This window comes from Pedobacter borealis DSM 19626, from assembly GCF_000708285.2.
GTDB lineage: Bacteria > Bacteroidota > Bacteroidia > Sphingobacteriales > Sphingobacteriaceae > Pedobacter > Pedobacter borealis.
This window is the reverse complement of record NZ_JAUG01000064.1, coordinates 1-15926: the sequence shown is the minus strand read 5'-3', so window position 1 is coordinate 15926 and position 15926 is coordinate 1. Positions and strand designations below refer to the sequence as shown.

General features: G+C 37.3%; 14 protein-coding genes and 1 riboswitch. Of the genes, 4 read left to right on the top strand and 10 right to left on the bottom strand.

The genetic code is table 11. The features are described 5' to 3' along the window. Positions 1-6 precede the first annotated feature (6 nt). The 7 genes from AW17_RS16190 to AW17_RS16160 form a co-directional block, all read right to left on the bottom strand. Positions 7-1014, bottom strand: coding sequence for an ABC transporter ATP-binding protein (locus tag AW17_RS16190; protein ID WP_029278185.1), 1008 nt, complete (start codon positions 1012-1014; stop codon positions 7-9). Continuing rightward, complete coding sequence (locus AW17_RS16185) at positions 1014-2042, bottom strand: iron ABC transporter permease (RefSeq protein ID WP_245235081.1); 1029 nt, start codon at positions 2040-2042, stop codon at positions 1014-1016. The genes AW17_RS16190 and AW17_RS16185 overlap by 1 nt, the downstream gene beginning before the upstream one ends. 12 nt (positions 2043-2054) lie before the next feature. Continuing rightward, entirely contained in the window at positions 2055-3224 is a 1170-nt protein-coding gene (locus tag AW17_RS16180; RefSeq protein WP_209444272.1) for an ABC transporter substrate-binding protein, read from the bottom strand. Between the two features lie 27 nt (positions 3225-3251). Further along, positions 3252-3436: riboswitch (cobalamin riboswitch) on the bottom strand. 32 nt (positions 3437-3468) lie between these two features. After that, the gene (locus AW17_RS16175; protein WP_029278180.1) at positions 3469-4008 is read right to left on the bottom strand and encodes an AAA family ATPase; all 540 of its coding nucleotides are present in this window, start codon (positions 4006-4008) and stop codon (positions 3469-3471) included. 2 nt (positions 4009-4010) lie between these two features. After that, on the bottom strand, positions 4011-4946 hold the full coding sequence (cbiB, locus tag AW17_RS16170) for an adenosylcobinamide-phosphate synthase CbiB (protein WP_029278178.1): 936 nt from the start codon (positions 4944-4946) through the stop codon (positions 4011-4013). Continuing rightward, positions 4931-5944: a pyridoxal phosphate-dependent aminotransferase gene (locus AW17_RS16165; protein WP_029278176.1), complete on the bottom strand. Its 1014-nt coding sequence runs from the start codon at positions 5942-5944 to the stop codon at positions 4931-4933. Before AW17_RS16165 ends, cbiB begins: the two co-directional genes overlap by 16 nt. Before the next feature lie 4 nt (positions 5945-5948). Next, entirely contained in the window at positions 5949-7427 is a 1479-nt protein-coding gene (locus AW17_RS16160) for a cobyric acid synthase (protein ID WP_029278174.1), read from the bottom strand. A 291-nt stretch (positions 7428-7718) separates the two neighbouring features. Between AW17_RS16160 and AW17_RS16155 the strand changes: the two genes are divergently transcribed. After that, positions 7719-8081: a hypothetical protein gene (locus tag AW17_RS16155; protein ID WP_029278171.1), complete on the top strand. Its 363-nt coding sequence runs from the start codon at positions 7719-7721 to the stop codon at positions 8079-8081. Between the two features lie 281 nt (positions 8082-8362). Here AW17_RS16155 and AW17_RS16150 read toward each other — a convergent pair whose 3' ends face one another. The 3 genes from AW17_RS16150 to AW17_RS16140 all read right to left on the bottom strand — a co-directional run bounded on the left by AW17_RS16150 (position 8363) and on the right by AW17_RS16140 (position 10782). After that, positions 8363-9787: an O-antigen ligase family protein gene (locus AW17_RS16150; RefSeq protein WP_167343686.1), complete on the bottom strand. Its 1425-nt coding sequence runs from the start codon at positions 9785-9787 to the stop codon at positions 8363-8365. A 160-nt stretch (positions 9788-9947) separates the two neighbouring features. Continuing rightward, positions 9948-10181, bottom strand: a complete 234-nt coding sequence (locus AW17_RS16145) for a hypothetical protein (RefSeq protein ID WP_029278167.1) — start codon at positions 10179-10181, stop codon at positions 9948-9950. Between the two features lies 1 nt (position 10182). Continuing rightward, the gene (locus AW17_RS16140; RefSeq protein ID WP_029278165.1) at positions 10183-10782 is read right to left on the bottom strand and encodes a hypothetical protein; all 600 of its coding nucleotides are present in this window, start codon (positions 10780-10782) and stop codon (positions 10183-10185) included. A 695-nt stretch (positions 10783-11477) separates the two neighbouring features. Between AW17_RS16140 and AW17_RS16135 the strand changes: the two genes are divergently transcribed. The 3 genes from AW17_RS16135 (at position 11478) to AW17_RS16125 (ending at position 15344) form a co-directional block, all read left to right on the top strand. Further along, positions 11478-12326, top strand: coding sequence for a hypothetical protein (locus AW17_RS16135; protein WP_029278163.1), 849 nt, complete (start codon positions 11478-11480; stop codon positions 12324-12326). Positions 12327-12362: 36 nt separating this feature from the next. Beyond that, complete coding sequence (locus AW17_RS16130) at positions 12363-12899, top strand: hypothetical protein (RefSeq protein WP_209444270.1); 537 nt, start codon at positions 12363-12365, stop codon at positions 12897-12899. Positions 12900-13277: 378 nt separating this feature from the next. Continuing rightward, positions 13278-15344, top strand: a complete 2067-nt coding sequence (locus AW17_RS16125) for a glycoside hydrolase family protein (protein ID WP_029278160.1) — start codon at positions 13278-13280, stop codon at positions 15342-15344. Positions 15345-15926 lie beyond the last annotated feature (582 nt).

Genomic DNA, 15926 nt, shown 5'->3' with positions numbered 1-15926 from the left:
TATTCGTTAAAGTGCATTAAGAAATTCGCATAAGGTGGTATAAGTTGTCTGCTCACTATTGTGATGAATTGTCCAAATGGAATCTTCACCATCACGGGAAACAGAAACAACCAGGTTTTCCTCTTCAGCCGATGAGATACTAAATCCACTTCTGATCAGTGCTTTTTTAGTCCAGAAAGCGGCAATACCATCGCCGGTAACGCTGATAGTTTTCTTCCCTGCATTGTGGATATTAAAAGTTCCTGTTGCAGCATCAAATGCGATCCCGTCTTTATCAAATGCATGCTGAAAAGCTCCGTTTAAGATCAGTTCTTCCGGCAGTCCGGCATCCAGGTGTCCACCCCTGCTCATCAGCCAGATCTGATCAGCCACCTGTAAAGCAAGATCAAGTTCATGAGTAGAAAGAAGAATTGCCTTATTAGTTTCTTTGGCCAGTTGATGTAACAGCCGCATCAGCTGAATACGGCTGGGCAAGTCAAGATGGGCAGTTGGTTCATCTAATATGATCAACGGCGTATCTTGCGCCATCGCCCTCGCAAGCATCACTTTCTGACATTCACCGTCACTCAGACTATCCACCTTTCTACCTAAAAACTCACCTGTACCTGTCGCTTCTACTGCCTGGTTAATAATTTGTTTATCTGATGCAGTGAGTACTCCTAACCATCCTGAGTGAGGGTAACGGCCTAATGAAATCAGGGAGTAAACATCCAGGTTACCAGATCTTACATTATCTGTCAGCACCAGGCTTATTTTTTTTGCCACCTGTGCAGGTCTCAGTTGTTTGATGTTTTTTCCTTCCAGCTCAATTTCGCCTTTCAGCGGATGCTGTAATCCGGATATAGTTCTGAGTAAAGTAGACTTACCACAGCCATTAGGTCCTAATAAACAAATGAGCTGCCCGGCATAAAGATCTAAATCCAATGGCCCCGAAACAGCCTTAGTCTTATTTCTACCAGACTGGTAACCTATCGTTAACCCTGAAGTATGGAGTAATGATTTTTGTGCAGCCATTAGAATCCTTTTAATTTAGTAGAACCAACGATAATCCAGATCACAACTGGAGCCCCTACCAGCGAAGTAATCACATTAATAGGCAATACGGTCTGACTTCCTGATATTTGCGATACAATATCACAGATTAACATGAGTACTGTACCAATCAAACAGCAGGCAGGAATCAATACCCGGTGGCTGGAAGTGTTAAACAATGCTCTTGCCAAATGTGGTACTGCAATACCAATAAAACCTATCGGGCCACAAAAAGCGGTGATCCCCCCGGCTAAAATACTCGTACTGCCAATAATCAGTATACGTGCGCGCTTTACCGTCAAACCCATACTGCGCGCATAATTATCACCTAACAACAAAGCATCCAGCAATTTAGAAGAAAGAAAAGAGATCAGTAAACCGATAGAAACGACTATCGAAAGGATTAATAATTGACTGCCTGTTACACCGCCCAGAGAGCCAAATGTCCAAAGCAGATAATCTTTAATCAGTTCTGGAGTACTGAAATACTGCCAGATACTGATCACCGAGAACGTAATACTTCCAATCATCACTCCTACAATCAGTACAATAACATTATCTTTTAATGAGGACGAAATCGAAACAATCAGCAGCATTATCAGACCTGCACCTAAAGAAGAAACCAATATAATTAACCAGCTGCCCGAAATACCCAACTCTTTAATGGTATATAAACTCGTGATACTGCCAGCAGAAAGCATAACCAGGGCTACTCCCAAACTCGCTCCGGCAGTAACGCCCAAAACTTCAGGCCCTGCCAGTGGATTACGGAATAACGTTTGCATCTGTAAACCACTAACCGACAAACCGCAACCTACAATAATTGCAGTAAGTGCTTTAGGCACTCTGATTTTTTCAATGATATAAACCCAGGTATCATTCCCTGAATCAGGGTTAAACAAGGCCTTGATCACCTCTTTTAAAGGGATATGGACAGAGCCAAGGGCTATATCAAGCAGAAATGCCACCAATAGTATGGAAAGCAGTATTAAAACTTTTATTTTGTTCAATTTTTTCAGGAATTAGTTCAATTGCTTGTAATACACGAGCTGATGATCTGGTAGTAATTCGGGGTGCAGGATCTTGATTAAGTCGCCTAATATGATTTGTGGATTAACAGCACCTGATTCCCAGTAATCATTTGAGCCTATATCATTTATCTTTTTGTTGTTGTTAAAGATATGACCGTCTTTGAAGGGCCTAAAATCCGTGTAACGATTATCTATCGCCTTAATCTCATTTTTGGAATTGGCGGTACCTGTATTCAGCCAGAAATCTGCCTTTAGTGCTACCGGGGCTACACTTTCAAAATTGAGCGGCAAACTACCCTTTCCGTATACATCAGCCCATTTATAGTTGACACCGGCATCCTTTAAAAACCTAACCATATAACTATCTCCATCAGGCACATACCATGTCCCTTTATAAGGTAGCCCGATGATTACTGAAGGTTTGTTTGCCACTTTTTCACCAATCCCGGCCAAACGGTTATATTCTTTTTCTACAGCTTCAAATTTAGTATTGACAAATGATTCTTTGTCCATTAATGCGGCCATCAGTTTTACCCATTCTGCGCGGCCCAGCGGTGTTGTTTCCAGCCATTCTGAATTGAGCATTACAGGTACACCTGCACCGGTTAATGTGGCATATTTACTGAATTTAGCATCTGGATTGCCCATCACCATGACCAAATCTGGCTTCATGCTGATCAGCACCTCCTCGTTCATAGTTCCGTCAATCCCAATTTCCTTAACTTTCCCAGCAGCTATTTTTTTGCGTACTGTTGCAGAGCTTACATAAGACAAGCTGCCCAGACCGGTTATCGCATCTGCGGCACCTGCAAAATCTGCCAGTGCGATGTGCATGGAAGACATCGCCACCAAACTTTTAACAGGGATCTGTATCAGCTGTGCTTTTTTATATCCCTTTGGTCCTTTTGCTCCTTTGGCCAGTAAAACATATTGGACAGTATCTCTGTGAGCGCCCATACCAGAATAAATACTGATTAGCTTATAGCTGTCATAATAATCGATATTAAAACCTTTGGCGTATTTAATTTCTGCACTGCCTGTTTTTGCGGAGGTATGTTTTTTACCATCAGGATGCTGTTTGCATGAGGTAATCAGCAACAGAAAAACTATCAAACAGGGAAATATTCCACTGAGAGAAGTATAATTTATTTTTTTCATCATAAAGTTTAGCCTTTCTTCCGAAAGCATTTAATAACCATTTATAAGGCAGGTCTTCTGACTTCCTCAAACTGCAACCTTCCCCTCTTAACGAAAGTGGTATTATAGCAGTTTTAACAATGAGGTTTACAGCAGCGGAGACTGTTCCGGATTTACACCGGTATTCCCTATTAAAGCATTTCAAATAAAATGCTGCCTTAATGCTGCAAACCTAAGAGAAAAATTCCAATTATTAGAATGCTGTGTATTATTTGATAAAATCTAAGACAAATCTGATACGTTCTGTTGGTGATAGTTTAGGGACATCAACGAGGGTGAAGCCACATTCGGTATAAGTTTCCCTGATGGCCTGATTGATCAGAATTGCCTCTTCAAAGCTTTGCCAGCGTTCATTATCAGGTACATAAATATCTTCCCAGGGTGGAAGAATAAGAACCTGGTTGTGATAAGGATGAAGGGCCAAAGCAGCATAATAATCTTCAGGAACAGCAATCCCTGCAACTTTAAGATAAGCTATAATATCAGGAATACCCCGGTCAAAAAAAGAAATGTAATTTTTTGGTACACAATCCCATGCATCGATCATTTCCTTTAAAACTTTAGCAAAAAAGCAAGAGATATCCAACCAGGGCAGACAAGAAGAACCTATCGCTGTTTCCTGGATAATCATCCTTCTTGACACTTCCTGAGAACAGAAATATCCCTGCTCCTGCAATCCGTTAATTAAAGTGGACTTGCCAGAACCCGGGCCTCCGCTTATGATTTGTTTTCTGGGTATACTACTCATTCTTATACCAGGAAAAAGTAGATCATCATAAACAGCACCATCAATAGGCATACTCCATGATTGATACTGCTTACTGTTGTAAACTCTTCATGTTTGATTTCCCTTTTATTACTTCCGATAAAGGGTTTTTCGATCAAAACACCATGGTATATATTGGGGCCCCCAAACTGAACATCCAATATCCCTGCCAAAGCCGCTTCAGGATAACCGGCATTTGGGCTTTTATGCTGATGACCATATTGTATCACAAACTGCCAGCCTCTGACACTAAGGGTAACCAATAACATTAAAACAGTGGTAATACGCGCTGGAATAAAGTTCACCACATCATCCAAATGGGCAGCAAACTTACCAAAATATTCATAGCGTTCGCTACGATATCCTACCATAGAATCCATCGTATTGATCATTTTATAAGTAAGCATCCCCGGTACACCTGCTACAAAGTAGAAAAATAAGGGCGCAATTACACCGTCACTCAGGTTCTCTGACATCGTTTCTAATACAGCCACACGAATCTGTTGTGCATCAAGAGCTGAGGTGTCGCGGCCCACAATTCTTGATAAACGCGTTCTCCCCGCTTCCAGCCCTTTATATTTTAATGCATCAAATACTTGTTTTCCTTCTGTAATCAAGCCTTTATTGGCTAAAGCATAATACACAAATGCAGTCGCAAAAAGGAAATAGACAGGAACACTATGGCTCAGCATGAAATGTATGGCACTGTAAAAGAATAAAAATGTTCCTGCGCATAAAATTAATGTCATTATCATTCCCTTAACAAATCTGAATTCCCCTTTATTGAGGTGTTTTTCAGCAAAAGAAATCAGGCTCCCAAAAAATCTGACCGGGTGCGGCAGACCTTCAGTATCTCCAAATATTAAATCAAGCAGATAACCTGCAAGCAAGGGAATAATAATAATTATATATGTTTCCATTCAGCTAAAGCATTGATCAGCAATTGATTTTTATTCTCATTTAAAGTAGCAATGCGGACATGTTTTTCACTAAGCCCTCTAAAGTTACTTGCATCACGGATCAATATATCAAATTCTTTTAGTAAAAATTGCTTTAAAGATGCAGCAGTATGAATAGGAGTACTTGCCAGAAAAAAATGGGTATGACTGGGATAGACAGTCAGCGGAGTTCCTGCTAAACCTTTTATAAAATCAGCTTTCTCAGCTAACAATTGCTGAAGAGGGAGCTGTACTTCCTGATAGTGATCATAAATAAAATGTCCGGCTGCAATAGCCATTGCATTCACAGCCCATGGCAATTTAAAAGACCTTAAGCTGTTTATCAAAGATGCATTGGCAGCGATATAACCTAACCTTAGTCCGGGGATTGCATAAGCTTTAGTCATGGAGCGTAAAACGATCAGGTTACCGTATCTTTCAATCAAGGCAATTACAGAAATAACAGACAAGGTAAATTCAATAAAAGCTTCATCAACAACAAACAAAATTTCCGGATATGCTTTGATGATGTTCTCCAGATCTGTGAATACAGCCCCGGTTGGATTATTGGGATTACAAATAAATAATAACTCAGTGTCAGGTACCAGACCATTCTGCAACTCTTCCCAATTGATAAAACTAATTGTATGTTCAAACATTTTACAGGCATCCTCATACTCTGCAAAAGCTGGAACAGCGATCGTTGATTTCTTTTTTTGCAGCGCCTGGGCAATCAGGTAAATACTTTCTGTACTTCCGTTAGTCACCAGGATATTTCCGGTTTTGAAACCATAAAACGCAGCTATTTTCTCCGTGAGGCTTTCGGCCAGGACTTCAGGATAACGTTGTACTTGCTCCCATTGTATAAACAGATATTCTTTTAAACCAGCCGGCGCTCCCCCATGCCATACATTTGTACTGAAATCGGCTGCTAATGTATGCTGATGTAAATACCCGTCGTCTCCGTGTCCCTGAAACATGTTACTAATTTTTTATATGCTGATAAACCTGTTCAATATCCAGATTTTCTCTTAACAATGCAGCTAATTTATCATATTGTTCGCTACGGAATTGCCTGTAATCCGTCGATTCTGCCTGCAATGCGGTATATGGGGCCAGCAAATCGTTGATGACTACTTGATTATCCAAAATACCATGTAAATACGATCCCCAACATTTTTCTGATAAAAAACAACCATCGTTATGTTGTTCTTCCATAAAAGCCACTGGTTTGTCCGCACCATGCACGAAAGTTTCCCCCATATGAATCTCATAACCTGTACAGGTTTCAGGAAAATCTCTGTAGGTAAAAGTGCATTGTCTGGTTGTTTTTTCATTCAATAGCACTGTTTCAACTGGTAAAATACCTAGCCCGTCAATTTCTCCGGCAGCAGACTCTAGCTGTAAAGGGTCTTTGATGAATTGCCCCATCATTTGATATCCTCCACAAATACCAATTACGGTTTTACCATTTTGATACGCCTGTATAATAACTTCTGCCAGCCCATTGTTTTTGAGTTCAACTAAATCTTCAATCGTATTTTTGCTGCCTGGCAGAATCACAATATCTGCCAGTGAAACCCCTTCTCTGGTATGTGTATAATATAGATTGACTCTGCTATCCTTATCCAAACAGTCAAAATCAGTAAAATTAGACATCCTGCTGAGGAGTACCACTGCCACGTTGACTTTGCCGGCTACGGGCTGATTTCGTTTTTGTTTCAGCGATACCGCATCCTCTTCTTCTATAAAAATATCCTTAAAATAAGGAACGATTCCAATTACCGGTACTCCACACAACTCTTCTATGATCTTTTTCCCTTCTTGAAACAGCTCCATATCACCCCTGAATTTATTGATAATAATCCCCTTAATGCAAGCCTTCTCTTCTAGCTCCAGAAGGGCCATTGTTCCGTATAGACTGGCAAAAACCCCGCCTTTATCAATATCGGTTATCAAATAGGTAGCTGCTCCTGCAGCTATTGCCATTCTCATATTGGTAATATCACGCTGTTTGAGATTTAACTCAGAGATACTTCCCGCCCCTTCCATAACAATAGGTGAATAACGGGAGGCCAGCCGTTGATAAGCCCGTTTGACTTCTTCAAAGAGCTCAGCACGATCACCAGATAAAAAATACTCTTTTGCACTTTGATTGCCTATGGATTTTCCATTCAGGATGACTTGTGCGGTCTGATCATTTGTTGGTTTAAGCAGCACAGGGTTCATGTCTGTATGACAGGGAACTCCCGCAGCTTCGGCTTGTACAGCTTGCGCACGACCAATTTCCAGACCTTCGGGAGTGGCATAACTGTTAAGCGACATATTCTGAGCTTTGAATGGCGCAGGCGCATAACCATCCTGTTTAAAGATCCGGCAAAATCCGGCAGTAATCACACTTTTACCTACATCAGAAGAGGTACCAACAAACATGACAGATCTGAGTTTCCTTTGAATTTCCATGGATTGCAAGCTTACGCAATTTCCCAGAGCTTAACAATGCTATACATAAATTTGAGAGCGCTATACACTTGAGTTAATTTATGAGTTTATTCCTACTAATATTATGCATGGACAAACCAGTCAAGTTGACCCTATTTCGCTAAATCTATAACTGCAAGATATTTAATGATTCAATTTAGTTTCCGGCGCAATGGGGTCAAAAGGCTCCGGTATATCCAGTCAGACTCCATAAAATCTATTATAAAGAATCGGAATTATTTCATACCAGCCTTTCTAAAATCGGACCGTCTATTGGATGTCACAGCAGAATATACAGCAACATCAAATTTTGTTTATCAATTCGAAAAACCTCAAGCTATTCCTATAGCTTACATCTGTGTCTATAATTATGGCGAGTGGAAGCCGATCTTTTATGGCAAGGTTTATTCAAAGGGCAAATACGTTAAATTTAATGGGATGGCAAAAGATATGGCTTATCACATTGCAGTTCCAAAAGGCAGCAGTTATAAATTAGTTGGTAAGCCATTTATTATAGACTCTTTGAATCATGTTATTTACTCAGAGCCTGATTTGCAAAAGAAAATAAAGATTGTTGTGGAAAAAACTAATATTGGAACAGATTCTTGGGTAAAAAAAACAGAGCATATACACTAAAGTATCTAAATAAAAATAATCAATGGAAAGATTTGGGTAGCAGAGTTTGTAAAAAGGATTCTAGCTTAATCTTTAACAATATACCGATAGGTGCATTCTATATGCTCGAAGATAAAATGAGTGATAAACACTTAAGTAGAATATTCGTTCGTAAGAATCAAGATCAAATTTGGTACTAATTAATTGTCAGCTTTAATTCCCTTTACATAAATTTTATTGGCAGATCAGAAAAGACATTAATTGGTAGAAAAGACTGCTACAACATTATTGTAATCTAAAGTTCATAACCTCTTTAAGCTTTCATATTTTAATTTCATTTCATTTTTCATCATTACTATCGTCAAAGACTCAACCTTAACTGGCTTATTAATAATTTCTTTGCAAATATTTAATAATTTGGACTTATTTCCCGTGGCGTCATAAACCTTGCTTAACTGATAAAGTGGAAAAAATCTTGACGGACACATGTGGGAGGATACCAAATAATAGTGCTCTGCTATAAAATATTTGTTTAATCCAAAGAGATTGTCTCCTATCAGCATTTCTAGGTCATAATTTGAAAATAACGCGTTACACTTATTTGCTATAAAAAGACTTCTTTTATAGTCCTTATTGTGATTTAGTACTGCAGCGTAATTATAAAGAAATTGAGGGTTATTCTTCAAAACAGGATACAATTCAGAATAGCGGAGAATAATTTTATGATAATTGTTCTGTGTTCTATTGCGTGCAATTTTCGACCATTCTATTTCTGCGATCATTCTTGATATGATACCCGATGCAATAAAAATGGTAGATATTATAATAAATAGACATGCTATACGAACATACTTCAAGGGGATAACAATGGAATACTTTGCATTTACCACTATAATGGAGATACTTAGACCACATAAGACCCATATAAAAGGATAAGCAAATGGGTAAGAAAAAAGAGAAAACACTGCGACAGAAATTAAGCACAGGCCAGCAATAAAGCTCTCATGTTGAGGACATCTACAATAAGATTTCCAGACAAAATAACCAAATCCCATTAGAACCAGAAAACCGACAATACCATAGTTAACAATAAATAAAATATATTCATTATACGGATGATCAATACTATCTGCTAACATCTCGTATTTGCTGTCTATATGGTTTTTAAAATATTCCGACTGATAGTACATATATTTAGAATTAAATCCACCAGAACCAAATCCGAACACTGGTCTGTCTGCGATCATCGAAAAACTGCATTTCCAAATTAAAATTCGGCCTTTCGCAGATTTAATTTTAATAAAATATAGCCCTGCGATCAGGATTGATGATATAACAACACTCCCTAAAAGGAATATTTTTTTTCTTTTTCGAACGTAATAATTAAAGAGGTAGAATAGAAATGTTACACCAAGACTGAGAATCCCTGACCTTGAAAATGAAAAAATGATTGTCAAAGAGCTTATTATAATGAACAAAATTGAAACATATCTCAGTGCCCCCTTTGTTTTAAGAAAAAAAAGGGAAAATGGAATACTGGCACATAGAGTAGCGGCAAAACCTGCGGAGTTATCATACCAGCCAACCATATTTATACCATTAAACCGCGGCTCAAAACAAAATAACTGGAATAGACCTTTAAGTGCGAGAATAAAAGATAATACTGCGATAATAATAAAAATCGCAGTATTATTCAAGATATCTTTTTTCTCTGGTTTAATCAACAAAAACCTAGAGGTGTAAAAGATTAAAAAAATGCAAAATAAAGTTTTAGTTAAGTTCCATTTCTGCTCCTTTGGCTGAATAAATAAATTTGAGGTAAAGAAAACAGAACAATAACATATTAAACAAAAAAAGGCTAGGTACCCGATCCAAGTTATATTTTTTTTATTTCCAAAAGAAAAAATATCCATACAGCAAAACTGACACAAATAAATAGATTAAGGTCACAGGAGTCAAAATACGATTTGAAATCCTTCCTCTCAGAAATATGATCAGTAAAACCCCACTGGTAATACAAAGGGAGAGTTTAGCCATTGGATTGGGTAAATAAATTGCCAAGAACGCACAAACTGCAATTACAACAGCTATTGCAATATCAACAAAATAATTTTTTTTCATCTTATTGGGTTTTTACATCTAAGGTTACACAACCTATTATTGGAGTTCCAGGCCATGTTGCGGTTATCACAACTCCGTTTGGATAATGATTCTGTGCTACCCAAGCTGTAGCGCTACAGCCTGCCAATACTATTGAAGCAACCTTTGTCGCTGTAGTAGGTTCGGGAATGGCGGCGGCTACTACAGAGGCAAAACCTGTACCTGCAGCAATATCGCCTAGCGCTGCATATGACAACTTTAACTCAAATCCCCACCAATACGAGTTAAATCCATTTATTCCACCAGGATCAGGCATTTGCTGATCTGGAGTAATCATTAAAAGATTTGCTGAATGTGTAGGTTTATCAATTTTTTTAAGAAAAATCAATGACTTATCTTTTTGTACCAACACCACTGAAGAAGATTTTAAAGCAGTTCTCAATGTACTGTTTGTGCCTATCATTAGTCCTTTAAAGTATTCAAAAACTTCATTTGAAATACCAATTTCGATAGAACTATTTGTTTTTAAGAAATATTGACCATTTTTCAGCTCAATATTTTTATCCATTCTGTTCCTTGCTTCTAGAAACAACGCTTTGTCAGTTTCTGTAAAATCCGCCATCGGCTTTTTTACATCGAAATTTATAACGTTTGGTGATTCATCTTTTCTGCAGGCATAAAAAATGCAGAGAACTCCTATAATTAGAAGGATGAGGCTAATTGTAGATTTTTTTTCATAAGTTTAAAGTAAAAATTTATTTGTTCACTAAAGTAGAATTTATAATTCAAATTAGAAACTTTTAAATGATCATATTTACTGATTCCTGTAAATTCATAAGCTAGTTGCCGTCTATCAAATACTTAGTTGTGATTTTATTTCAATTACATTGGGCGGTATCTAGTAGTTTACATACTCAATAAATTATTAGACATTTGACTATAGAATATAATTTTACAAATTACCAGTAGGCATTTCGGTAAAAATAGCCGCCCGTTCCGCATTTGTGTCTCGTCGTAGATTTGCAAAGTAGAATAAAACTGATTTCTCTTTACACATGTAACATACACTGTTTTGCTTTCAAAATTTAGGACAATGTTCCCTAAAAACGTTAAATTTGCCTTTAATGATTAGATAATTGTCTCAATAAACGAAGTGTATTATATAACTAAAGCTCTAAAGAATCTATCTAAAGATTTTTTTTAATTAACGCATTTCTATGTCGATTTTACCTCTAAGCAGATATTAAATTGATTATTTTAAAGTGTTGCGGTTTTACATTGGTTTTTTAATATGAGTTCTTAGAACGATATTTGAAAATGAAGAGATCTATACTAACATTACTCATAGCGTTACCATTATTTTCATTTTGTCAAAAAACAACGTTTTATGGCCAGTATGTCGATCTTTATAAGGGCAAAAAATTTGTATACTCACAAGAATATGCAACTTATATTGAAGGATCATCAATTAAGCCACGGCTATTATTAGAAGTAATTATGCCGAAAAACAAAAAGGATAAGGATACTTTAAAAAATTTATTGCCTGAAACAATTCAAGGTGATACATTAATTTTTGAGAATAAATCATTTTCTAAAATAGTTAATGAATATACTAAGTCAGAATCTTACCGATTGCCTATCAAAAATCTTAAAAACAATAAAAGATATTATTTTGAGTATGATCCTTTTAATAAATATGACTTTCCTTTTGCTATTATTGATTCATTAGAAGTTCCGAAGAACTTATTTTGCAATGAAATTACCAAAAACGCAGATGAATTTAGTGGAATTAACACTATTTCGACGCCAGTAAGTGATAATATCCAATATTCAATATCCTCGAAAGACAATATTCAGAGCAATTTTATAAACTTGAAAGTTACAACAACCTCATTACCACCGCTCGGGATAAAGGGGGTCATAATTTTATTTCGGGACGGCTCAAAATTCGATTTTCCAAATGAGAAAATTTTAACAAACTCAGCAGGTGTTAGTGGATTCTATACCATTTTCGCTACAATCATTTTGAGTAAAGAAAACTTATTTCAATTAAAATCTAAAAAAATCAAAGGATTTAGAGTTGGTGGCACTGATAATTTGTTAAGTCAATTTGAATCAGAAAGATATTTTGGGCTATTTAACTGCTTAATTACTACAAATAATTGAAGAAATTAGAATCAACATCTACAGCACAATTATAAAATGGTAAACAAGTTTTATTATAGACTATCAAATAAGCAAAAAGCTGATATTGCAAAAAATCTTATTGAAATTTTGCAGAAAAATGCTCCAATATCGATCGATACTACTGAATTTATCGGAAATTGGATTCTCACCGGCGCAGGTGAAAAACGAAAAGCTTTTTATGATGTTTGGGATTTAGTGCTAAAGAACTACCTTCCAACTACGAGACCAATTTTGTTTCGATCGTGTAAGAGAAAAAGTGGCGGTGGTAAGATCGCAAGTTTTACGGGACGTTTAGAATGTGCAAGAAGGTTTAACAACGGTAAGGGGGCATTATTAATTTGTGATACTGGCGAACTTTTAGAATCTATGGTTAAATTCTATAAAGTTGGCTCATATACACATACATTTTTTCCTCTTGTGGATGTTTTAACAAAAGCGAAAAAGGCTGGAGGGTGGGGCTTTTCGGAAAGACTTTTAAATGAGTATATAGGGGAAGATGAATACATTATGAGGATAAACGAGGGTGATGTCTATACATTTAAATGGGTATAGAAATTCTCACTTAACAAACCTGAAGAAACGGTGAAAAAATCTCAAAAATCGAACCTTATTTTAATGTTTAAGATAATTAGCAACTTTCGCCAATTCCTGCAAATCAGCCAAGAAAAAATTCGAAATCTGCCCAGTAACGGCTACTGATTGAAAGCTCATCGAAAGATGGGCTTTTTTTGTTTAAAATTCTGCTGAGCATGTTGATTTTTTGGGAGATGCTAGAACGAATTAGATTAGCGAATAATTTTCACTTAGTTAGTCAGTATCAATGGGGTTAATGTTTATCTTTCAAACCTGTTAGGTGCTACGATAAGAGAAAGAAATTAATAAAGAAAATCAGCAATTCTAAAAGAATTGGAAAATCTAAAATGATAAGTTATGAAATTAATCACTAAAATATCGGTTTGCCTGGTATTGATGATGGGACTATCAGTGACGCTTTACGCACAATCAAAACAACAGGCTGTTAAATTGATATTGCGCTCAACACCGTGGACATTTACCGGAGGATCTGCGCTAAGTACGCTTTCGTCAAAAACAAGAAGCGCAATTTTCAAATCCCCGTCAGATAGCAGTAGCTTTACCATAAAATTACTGGTCAATCTTAAAGCAGGAAGTGCGAATAAGACACTTATTGACATCCCTGAAGTGTTAAAAGTGACTATGTTTCAGCACGACGCTAAGGATCGAAAACGTCAAAACTATCCTGCTTATTTATTGCCAGATGGTTCTGATCCAACATTAGAAGCGTCTCTTCGGCTTCATTCTCCAACTGAGCCTAATGGTCCACGGGATATGTCTGTGGGTATTCCTTTAGGGATGTTGGAAAAATTAAATGGAGAACATGAGCTTGTGCTTCATTTTTCCGGAGTTCGGTGGACTTTATACGTTGATAATGAGCTTCTTGACAATGATTTCCCCATAGGGTATCCGAAATGGGGCAAACAAAGCACCTGGAGCATAGATTCTTCAGTTGTTTTAAAAGCAGATTTTTTTTCCCCAGGAATGCAGCTACAAAGAGTGGCTTTGAAAAAACCCAGAACTGTGGCTGAAATTCAATACTGGACGCCTCAGGGACATAATGCCTGGGTGGGAGATGTTGCTACTTTATTTTATAAGGGACGTTACCATTTATTCTATTTATTTGACCGCCGTGGTCACGCCAGCAAATTTGGAAAAGGAGGCCATTATTTTGAGCACCTCTCCACCACCGATTTTAAAACCTGGGTTGAACACGATGCCGCCACGCCTATAGAGGAGCAATGGGAGGCATTTGGAACTGGAACACCTTTTATCTTTGACAATAAACTTTGTATCAGTTACGGATTGCATACCACACGGATTTACCCTAAGGAGCAAACCATGTTGCCTTTACAGTGGGATTATTACAATAAACATGGCATTACGGGCTCTTTCCGATACGACACCATTCCTGGCTATCCTGCTGGATCCACCTATTCCATTAGTGAAGATGGGATCAGTAATTTCAAGAAATCAAAAATCTTATTTCATCCTTGCGAAAACCCTAGTGTTTATACAGATCCGGAGGGACGCTTGCGCATGTTGGCAAATTATGGAGCAAAAGGGACGTGGGAATCCAAGTCCATTGATGGTGGCTGGCAATCCGTAAATCCAAACTTCCCTCCTGGCGGCGATTGTACATTTTTCTTTCGCTGGCAAAGTTATGACTACGTTATTGGTGGTTTTACCGGTTTTTGGTCAAAACCAGCAGGTGCAACAGCGGACAGATTTGTAGATGGCGTTAAAGCAGGGCTTGACTTTTACAATGGAATGAATGTGCCAGCCGTAACAGAAATAAGCAACGGCCGGTTTTTGCTGGCTGGCTGGATTCCAATAGCAGCTTGGGGTGGAACACTAGCTATACATGAAATGGTACAGGCTCCCGACGGCAGAATTGGAACAAAGTGGATGAACGAGATCATACCTGCAATCCAAAAAGAAAGGTTACTGTCAAAAGAAATTAAAAAAACTTCCACATTTCCTACAGGGTCTTCTTCGTTCCTATTGACTTTCGATGTAGAACCGGGCACTGAATTAAATGGAAAACTAGGCGCACTTTTTCTAGGCGCAGACAGTGAAGACCATGCTGCTGAAGTTCAAATCAGTCCAAAATATAAAAGGGCACAATATGGAACTGGACAGCTTCAGGATTTTTCTGGTACTGAGAAATCCTTACATGAGGGTGGATCACCAAACAGCGTGCGTAATTATGCGATTGAAAATTTGTCTGGTACAGATAAACCGTTTACAGTTAGAATGATTGTTAAATATGAAGACAAATTTGGCGGGTCATTAATTGATACTGAAATTGCTGGTCAGCGCACTATGATTTCTTTCCGTCCCGATTTAAAAGTTGAAAACTTACTATTAAGGTCGGAAAAAAACGTTATTAAAAATGTGAAAATTGCCTCACTTAAAAATTAGAGAACCTTTATTCAACTAGGTGCGGAGTACCTTTTGAAAGTAATTGTGTTTTTTGTGATTATGCTGAGTGTTCAAAATATAGACCTTATCGTCTGAAATAACTTGTGAGTGTTGGAGATCAGCCAATTAATGACATGTATAAATTTGCATTTATCAGTTTCCAGGTAAATACTATACACACGTCTTGGCAGGATTAAAGAAGTTGTAATTTGCCACCAGCGTTCACAATAACACATTGGTTCGTAAAAATTTATGGTAGTTTATTTCTCCGATATTGTCCTTCAACCTTATTTTTTATTTTTTTTTAAAAAATTACAATAGCATCCGTAATGCTCATAAAAGGTAGAACATTCGCAACTTAATACTAACAGCGCTAATAAAGGTGATTTCATCTCAAATCAGAATTAATTAAATTATTAACCTGAGTTCGATTATTAAATCTCATTTTGTGGCGTTTTAATCAAGTTTTCTGTTAAGACGGTCGTCACCCTGAATTTATTTCAGGGTCTTTCACGCTAAAAAGATGCTGAAATAAATTCAGCAGGACGATAAAGCGGGATTAGGCGTAAATAAGATATAATT

Coding starts and splice junctions, on each gene's coding strand:
- AW17_RS16190 (WP_029278185.1), bottom strand. CDS start 1,014: ATGGCTGCACAAAAATCATTACTCCATACTTCAGGGTTAACGATAGGT.
- AW17_RS16140 (WP_029278165.1), bottom strand. CDS start 10,782: ATGGCGGATTTTACAGAAACTGACAAAGCGTTGTTTCTAGAAGCAAGG.
- AW17_RS16160 (WP_029278174.1), bottom strand. CDS start 7,427: ATGGAAATTCAAAGGAAACTCAGATCTGTCATGTTTGTTGGTACCTCT.
- AW17_RS16135 (WP_029278163.1), top strand. CDS start 11,478: ATGAAGAGATCTATACTAACATTACTCATAGCGTTACCATTATTTTCA.
- cbiB (WP_029278178.1), bottom strand. CDS start 4,946: ATGGAAACATATATAATTATTATTATTCCCTTGCTTGCAGGTTATCTG.
- AW17_RS16175 (WP_029278180.1), bottom strand. CDS start 4,008: ATGAGTAGTATACCCAGAAAACAAATCATAAGCGGAGGCCCGGGTTCT.
- AW17_RS16165 (WP_029278176.1), bottom strand. CDS start 5,944: ATGTTTCAGGGACACGGAGACGACGGGTATTTACATCAGCATACATTA.
- AW17_RS16130 (WP_209444270.1), top strand. CDS start 12,363: ATGGTAAACAAGTTTTATTATAGACTATCAAATAAGCAAAAAGCTGAT.
- AW17_RS16180 (WP_209444272.1), bottom strand. CDS start 3,224: ATGATGAAAAAAATAAATTATACTTCTCTCAGTGGAATATTTCCCTGT.
- AW17_RS16145 (WP_029278167.1), bottom strand. CDS start 10,181: ATGAAAAAAAATTATTTTGTTGATATTGCAATAGCTGTTGTAATTGCA.
- AW17_RS16125 (WP_029278160.1), top strand. CDS start 13,278: ATGAAATTAATCACTAAAATATCGGTTTGCCTGGTATTGATGATGGGA.